Origin of the sequence: Actinomadura sp. KC345, assembly GCF_004348515.1 — a bacterium.
In the GTDB taxonomy this organism is placed as follows: domain Bacteria; phylum Actinomycetota; class Actinomycetes; order Streptosporangiales; family Streptosporangiaceae; genus Spirillospora.
Window position 1 is genome coordinate 1 of the sequence record NZ_SMKH01000386.1, and the last position, 6096, is coordinate 6096.

Consider the following 6096-nt stretch of genomic DNA (forward strand, 5'->3'; position numbering starts at 1 on the left):
GGGCTCACCCTCTACGAGCCCGACGGCGCGGAGGCCTCCGCGGACCGGTTCACCGGCGTGTCCCTCCGCCTCCCGTCCGCGGCCCGCCCCCTGCGAAGCCCCCTCCAGACGCGCGCCGGACACGCCTGACGTCCTTCCGGGGCTCTTTCGGAGCCGGGGACACGAAGTCGACGCTCATGGGCGACCGGGTCGTCACCGGATCGCGATCCGGGCGGGCTAGCTTCGGCGATCATGAGAAGCCGTGCGCGCCGGGGCGTGCTCGTTCTGACCGGTGCCGCCCTCGCCGGGTCTCCCCTGGCCCTCGCCGGGCCCGCGGGGGCCTCCGGGCCGGGGACGATCGTCGTCGACCGCGGCGGGCCCGCCCGGTCGCTGGCGTTCACCGCCGCGCGGGACGGGGAGGCCGTGATCTCCTTCGCCGCGTCCGCTCCGGGCGTCTCCTGGGGCCGCGCGGGCGCCGAGTCCGCCGTCGTGTCGATCGCGGTGGACGGGCGGCATGTGACCGACCTCGTCGTGCCGTCGTCCGAGCCGGTGGCCCGGAGCCTCGGGCTCGGGCGCGTCCGGGAGGGCGGACACCGGGTGACGCTGCGGTTCGCCGAGGGCAGTGCCCCGGCGGCCGAGCGCGTCAGGCTCGCCCGCACCCGCGTGCGGATGCCCGCCGCGGACCCCGCCGTGCTGCGGCACGCGCCCATCGTCGTCGGGCGGACGGGATGGCCGTTCGGCGACCCGTACCAGAACGCCACCACCGACCCCCCGCTGACCGCGTGGCACGAGACGCGGCCCGCGGCGACGCCCGGGCACCGGGTCATCGAGTACTCGATGGTGTGGAGCAACGAGGACGGCGGCACCGACGCTCCGGCGCTGATGGCCCGCTGGGGCCGCACGACCGACATCGAATGGGTGTACCGGGTGGAGGTGGACGGGTCCGGGCGGCGTGTGGACGGCACCGCCGTCTACCAGGCGCCGCTGCACCTGACGTTCCGGTTCACGGGCCGCTTCGAGGGCGACCACCCTGTGCTGCAGACGTGCACGCAGAACAACAACATGTGCGACGTCGTCTCGCCGGACCCGCCGCTGCGCTTCCTGCTCGACGCGTCCAGGACCCGTCCGGCCGGGCGCGCCCGCGAGGCCGTCATGGACCGCGAGCCGTGGACGTACCGGGTCGCGGCGCAGGAGATGGTCCGCGAGGGGAAGATCGAGCGGCCGTCCGATCCTTCGACGCGCAAGGTCGGCGACCAGCGGACGTACCTGTTCGCCGAGTTCGCCAAGACGACCGGTGCGGCGACCGCGTGGGGCTCGGCGCCGGGGGTGGCGCTCGGCGTCCGCCTGAAGTCCGATCCGGCGGCGCTCTACCGCTCCGACCACGACCAGCCGGACTGGTCGGCCGAGCGCTACGGCGCCGTCGCCACCACCGTCGAACTCCCGGAGGGCACGAGGGTCTCCGACATCGCGTCCATCGAGGCGCTCCGCCGTCCGACGGGGATCGGCGACAACGGCGCGCCCGCCACGGTCACGTCGATCAACCGGGGGTTCTTCCTGGACGAGTCGTACCTGCCGCGGCCGTCGTCCATCGGATGGCGGGGCTCGGTGACGCTCACGCGGGAGAGCCCGTCGGCCGTCCTCTGGGGGCCCGGGGCCGCCTGACCGCCGGCCATGGCGCGAAACGGCCACGGGCGGACGAAAGCGCGGAGCGTCGCGAACTCCGGACGCGTCCAAGGAGTCGTACACTGCACGACAAGTCGCACGACGAACGCGCACAGCGACCTTCTGGAGAGGACGTCCGCCATGGCCTACGGGCCTCCCCCGTCGCCCGGTCAGGGGCAGCCGCCTGGACGGCAGCAGCAGGCCCCGTGGCAGCAGCCCGGAAACGCCTGGCAGCAACCGCAGCAGCCCCCGCAGCAGCAACCGCAGCCCGGCTCGGCCTGGCAGCAGCAGGGCGGGGGCACCGCCCAGATGCCCGGCAACGTCGGCCCCGTCACCGACGACGAGCGGACGTGGTCGCTCATGGCGTACGTGGGGCAGTTCCTCGTCGGCGCGATCGCCCCCGCCATCGTCTACATCAGCAAGGCCCGCTCACCGTTCGTGCGCAGGCACGCCGCGCAGGGCCTCAACATGGGGCTGGCGGCGATCGCGGTGTGGTTCGTCGGCCTGCTGCTGTCGCTGGCGGTCGAGGTGCTCATCTGGGCGCCGCTGCTGTTCACGGCGGCCGTGATATTCTACCTCGTCTACGCGGGGCGGGCCGCCAACCGCGGCGAGTTCCGGGCCGTACCGCCCTTCGTGGCCTGGCCGATCCTGAAGAAATAGTCCCCGGCGGGAAGCCGGCCCGTGCCGTGGTGCACGGTCCGGCCCGGGACGGTCACTTGCGGCCCTTGTCGGCCGGCTCGCCGCCCCCGGTGGACAGCGCGGCGACGAACGCCTCCTGCGGGACGTCCACCCGCCCGATGGTCTTCATCCGCTTCTTGCCCTCCTTCTGCCTCTCCAGCAGCTTGCGCTTGCGGGAGATGTCGCCGCCGTAGCACTTGGCGAGGACGTCCTTGCGGATGGCGCGGATGTTCTCACGGGCGATGATCCGGGCGCCGACCGCGGCCTGGATGGGCACCTCGTACTGCTGCCGCGGGATGAGCTCCTTGAGCTTGGACGTCATCATCAGCCCGTACTCGCGCGACTTGTCGCGGTGCACGATCTGGCTGAACGCGTCCACCGACTCCCCCTGCAGCAGGATGTCGACCTTGACCAGGTCGGACTCCTGCTCGCCGCTGGGCTCGTAGTCCAGCGTCGCGTACCCCCGGGTCTTCGACTTCAGCTGGTCGAAGAAGTCGAAGATGATCTCGGCGAGCGGCAGCGTGTAGCGGATCTCGACGCGGTCCTCCGACAGGTAGTCCATGCCGAGCAGGACGCCGCGGCGCCCCTGGCACAGCTCCATGATCGCGCCTATGTGCTCGGCGGGGCTCAGCAGCGTCGTCCGCACCACCGGCTCGTACACGGTGGCGACCTTGCCCTCGGGGAACTCGCTGGGGTTGGTGACGACGTGCTCCGTCCCGTCCTCCATCACCGCGCGGTACACCACGTTCGGCGCGGTCGAGATCAGCGTGAGGTCGAACTCGCGCTCCAGCCTCTCCCGGACGATCTCCATGTGCAGCAGGCCGAGGAACCCGCAGCGGAACCCGAACCCGAGCGCCGCCGACGTCTCGGGCTCGTAGACCAGCGCGGCGTCGTTCAGCCGCAGCTTGTCGAGCGCGTCGCGCAGCTCGGGGTACTGGTCGCCGTCCATCGGGTAGAGGCCGGAGAACACCATCGGCTTCGGGTCCTGGTAGCCGCCGAGCGCCTCGGGCGCCCGCCGCGACGCGCCGGTGACGGTGTCGCCGACGCGCGCCTGCCGGACGTCCTTCACGCCGGTGATCAGGTAGCCGACCTCGCCGACGCCGAGCCCCTGCACCGGCTTCGGCTCCGGGGCGATCACGCCGACCTCCAGGGTCTCGTGCGCGGCCCCGGTCGCCATCATCAGGCTCTTCTCGCGCCGCGACAGCCGCCCGTCGATGATCCGGATGTAGGTGACCACACCGCGGTAGGTGTCGTACACCGAGTCGAAGATCAGCGCGCGGGCCGGGCCGTCGGGGTCGCCGACCGGCGCCGGGACCTCCTCGACGATCTTGTCCAGCAGCTCGCGGACGCCCTCGCCGGTCTTGCCCGACACGCGCAGCACGTCCGACGGCTCGCAGCCGATGATCCCGGCCAGCTCCTCGGCGTACTTGTCCGGCTGCGCCGCCGGGAGGTCGATCTTGTTGAGGACGGGGATCAGGTGCAGGTCGGCCTCAAGCGCCAGGTACAGGTTCGCGAGCGTCTGCGCCTCGATGCCCTGCGCCGCGTCCACCAGCAGGACCGCGCCCTCGCACGCCGCGAGCGACCGCGACACCTCGTAGGAGAAGTCGACGTGCCCGGGGGTGTCGATCAGGTTCAGGACGTGGTCGGTGCCGGCCGCCGTCCAGGGCAGCCGGACGGCCTGGCTCTTGATCGTGATGCCGCGCTCGCGCTCGATGTCCATGCGGTCGAGGTACTGGGCGCGCATCTGGCGCTCCTCGACCACACCGGTCAGCTGCAGCATCCTGTCCGCGAGGGTCGACTTTCCGTGGTCGATGTGCGCGATGATGCAGAAGTTGCGGATGATCGCGGGGTCGGTCTTGTCAGGCTCGGGCGCTGCCACCGGGGTCCGTTCGCAATGAATCGCTGATGGGCAAGGACATGTGTACCTCCCATGGTCCCATGCCTGCCGCGATGCTCCGTGCACGGCCCGGTTTGGGGAGGGCCCCGGTGATTGGTAGGCTGTGCGACTGCGTGTGGCGTAGCGTCGTGCCCCGGGGCACCGTCCCGCCCCCGTTCAGACCTTTCGTCAGAGCCTGCCGACCGCGCAGGCGAGGATCGCGAACAAAGCTGAGGCACTACCGACGTGGCTAACATCAAGTCCCAGATCAAGCGCAACAAGCAGAACGAGAAGGCCCGCCTGCGCAACAAGGCCGTCAAGTCCGAGCTGAAGACGGCGATCCGCAAGTTCCGCGAGGCCGCCGACTCCGGCGACGTCGAGGTGGCCGTGGCGGCGCAGCAGCACGCCGCGCGCAAGCTGGACAAGGCCGTCAGCAAGGGCGTCATCCACAAGAACCAGGCCGCCAACCGCAAGTCGGCGATCGCCAAGCGCGCCTCCGCGCTGCAGGCGAAGTAGGAGCCGCACGCACGGGGCCGGCCGGCGCGCCGGCCCCGACGCATGTCCATGGACGAGCGGCGCGCGGTGAGGATCTCCAAATATCTCGCCGCGCATCTGCGGCACCGCCCCGGGGGAATCGGCCTCACCCTCGACAGCGGGGGCTGGGCCGACATCACCGAGCTGCTCGCGGCCTGCGCCCGTCACGGGTTCCCGCTCACCCGCGCCGAACTCGAACACGTCGTCGCGGCCAACGACAAGAAGCGGTTCGTCCTCGACGGGGACCGGATCCGCGCCGTCCAGGGCCATTCGGTCCAGGTCGATCTGGACCTGTCTCCGGCGTCTCCGCCGGAATCGCTCTACCACGGCACCGTGCGCCGTTCCGTGAGGGCGATCCTGCGCGACGGCCTCCTGCCCATGGGGCGGCACGCCGTCCACCTCTCCCCCGACCGTGAGACCGCCCGGCGCGTCGGCGCCCGCCGCGGCGAACCCGTCATCCTGGCCGTCCAGGCCGCACGGATGGCCGCCGACGGGCACGAGTTCCGCGTCAGCGCGAACGGCGTGTGGCTGGTCGGCCGTGTCCCGCCGGAATATCTTTCCGAATGACCTCGGCGGACGCCCAGTCCGGAACATGCCGCACCCATCCGGGCCCTTCCCTCGGCCCGAACAGATACCGGTGCGGGACGATCTCCCGGATGGCCCGGTGCACGTCCAGCCGGTCATCGATCATGTGGGTGATCCCGAGCTCCCGGCAGTGCCGCGCCTTCTCCTCCCGCTTGCGGCAGAAGCGGACGTTCTCCCTGGGCAGGCCCGTCCGCGCGTAGAAGTCATGGTGGTCGAGCCAGGCCAGCGTCCGCTTCCGCACCCGGTCGCCGCACTTGGAGATGATCCAGGCCCGTCCCCCGAACGCGTCGACCAGCCCCGGCAGAACCTCGTACACGCCCTCCGTCGCGGGTGAGGCCAGCGCCTCCTCGAAGGGGCCGTCCAGGAACACGGTGTCGCCGTCGCCGGGAGCCAGGAGCCCGCCATGGATGACCCGGCCGAAGTCGACGCCGAGCCGAGGTTCGATGCTCATACCCCAACCCTCGCCCCGGCGCCTCTCCAGGGGAACTATTGATCGACAGGCGAACTATAGTCACCAACTATGGAACTGAGCCGCCTCTCGACTGACGCGCTCGCCTCGTTCGCCGTGTTCGCCGAGCACCTCAACTTCACGCGGGCCGCCGAAGAGCTGCACATCTCCCAGCCCGCCCTCCACGTCAAGGTGCGGAAACTCGCCGACACCCTCGGCCGGCCCCTCTACACCAGACACGGCCGCCGCCTGGCCCTCACCCCCGCCGGGGAGCAGGCCGCCCGCTTCGCCCGCGACCTCGACGCCCGCATGGGCGCGTTCCTCGCCGACGTGC

General features: G+C 71.5%; 7 protein-coding genes. 5 read left to right on the plus strand and 2 right to left on the minus strand.

Annotated features, from left to right (window positions below):
- Window positions 1-231 precede the first annotated feature (231 nt).
- Entirely contained in the window at window positions 232-1641 is a 1410-nt protein-coding gene (locus tag E1281_RS36075; RefSeq protein ID WP_165959255.1) for a hypothetical protein, read from the plus strand.
- A gap of 141 nt (window positions 1642-1782) precedes the next feature.
- Entirely contained in the window at window positions 1783-2301 is a 519-nt protein-coding gene (locus tag E1281_RS36080; RefSeq protein WP_165959256.1) for a DUF4870 domain-containing protein, read from the plus strand.
- Window positions 2302-2353: 52 nt separating this feature from the next.
- On the opposite strand, the gene lepA is transcribed toward E1281_RS36080, so the two are convergent.
- Window positions 2354-4198, minus strand: a complete 1845-nt coding sequence (gene lepA / locus E1281_RS36085) for a translation elongation factor 4 (protein ID WP_131884192.1) — start codon at window positions 4196-4198, stop codon at window positions 2354-2356.
- Between the two features lie 243 nt (window positions 4199-4441).
- Here lepA and rpsT point away from each other — a divergent pair, with 243 nt between their 5' ends.
- Window positions 4442-4711: a 30S ribosomal protein S20 gene (gene rpsT / locus E1281_RS36090; RefSeq protein ID WP_131884193.1), complete on the plus strand. Its 270-nt coding sequence runs from the start codon at window positions 4442-4444 to the stop codon at window positions 4709-4711.
- Between the two features lie 48 nt (window positions 4712-4759).
- Window positions 4760-5296 carry an RNA 2'-phosphotransferase gene (locus tag E1281_RS36095; RefSeq protein WP_131884194.1) on the plus strand — a complete coding sequence of 179 codons (537 nt, stop codon included), beginning with the start codon at window positions 4760-4762 and terminating at the stop codon, window positions 5294-5296.
- On the opposite strand, the gene E1281_RS36100 is transcribed toward E1281_RS36095, so the two are convergent.
- Window positions 5238-5765, minus strand: coding sequence for a hypothetical protein (locus E1281_RS36100; protein ID WP_131884195.1), 528 nt, complete (start codon window positions 5763-5765; stop codon window positions 5238-5240). The two genes, E1281_RS36095 and E1281_RS36100, sit on opposite strands and share 59 nt — an antisense overlap.
- 69 nt (window positions 5766-5834) lie before the next feature.
- Between E1281_RS36100 and E1281_RS36105 the strand changes: the two genes are divergently transcribed.
- Window positions 5835-6096 (plus strand): LysR family transcriptional regulator (locus E1281_RS36105; RefSeq protein WP_131884196.1); only part of this gene is annotated, 262 nt, incomplete at its 3' end.

Coding starts and splice junctions, on each gene's coding strand:
- E1281_RS36075 (WP_165959255.1), top strand. CDS start 232: ATGAGAAGCCGTGCGCGCCGGGGCGTGCTCGTTCTGACCGGTGCCGCC.
- E1281_RS36080 (WP_165959256.1), top strand. CDS start 1,783: ATGGCCTACGGGCCTCCCCCGTCGCCCGGTCAGGGGCAGCCGCCTGGA.
- E1281_RS36095 (WP_131884194.1), top strand. CDS start 4,760: ATGGACGAGCGGCGCGCGGTGAGGATCTCCAAATATCTCGCCGCGCAT.
- E1281_RS36100 (WP_131884195.1), bottom strand. CDS start 5,765: ATGAGCATCGAACCTCGGCTCGGCGTCGACTTCGGCCGGGTCATCCAT.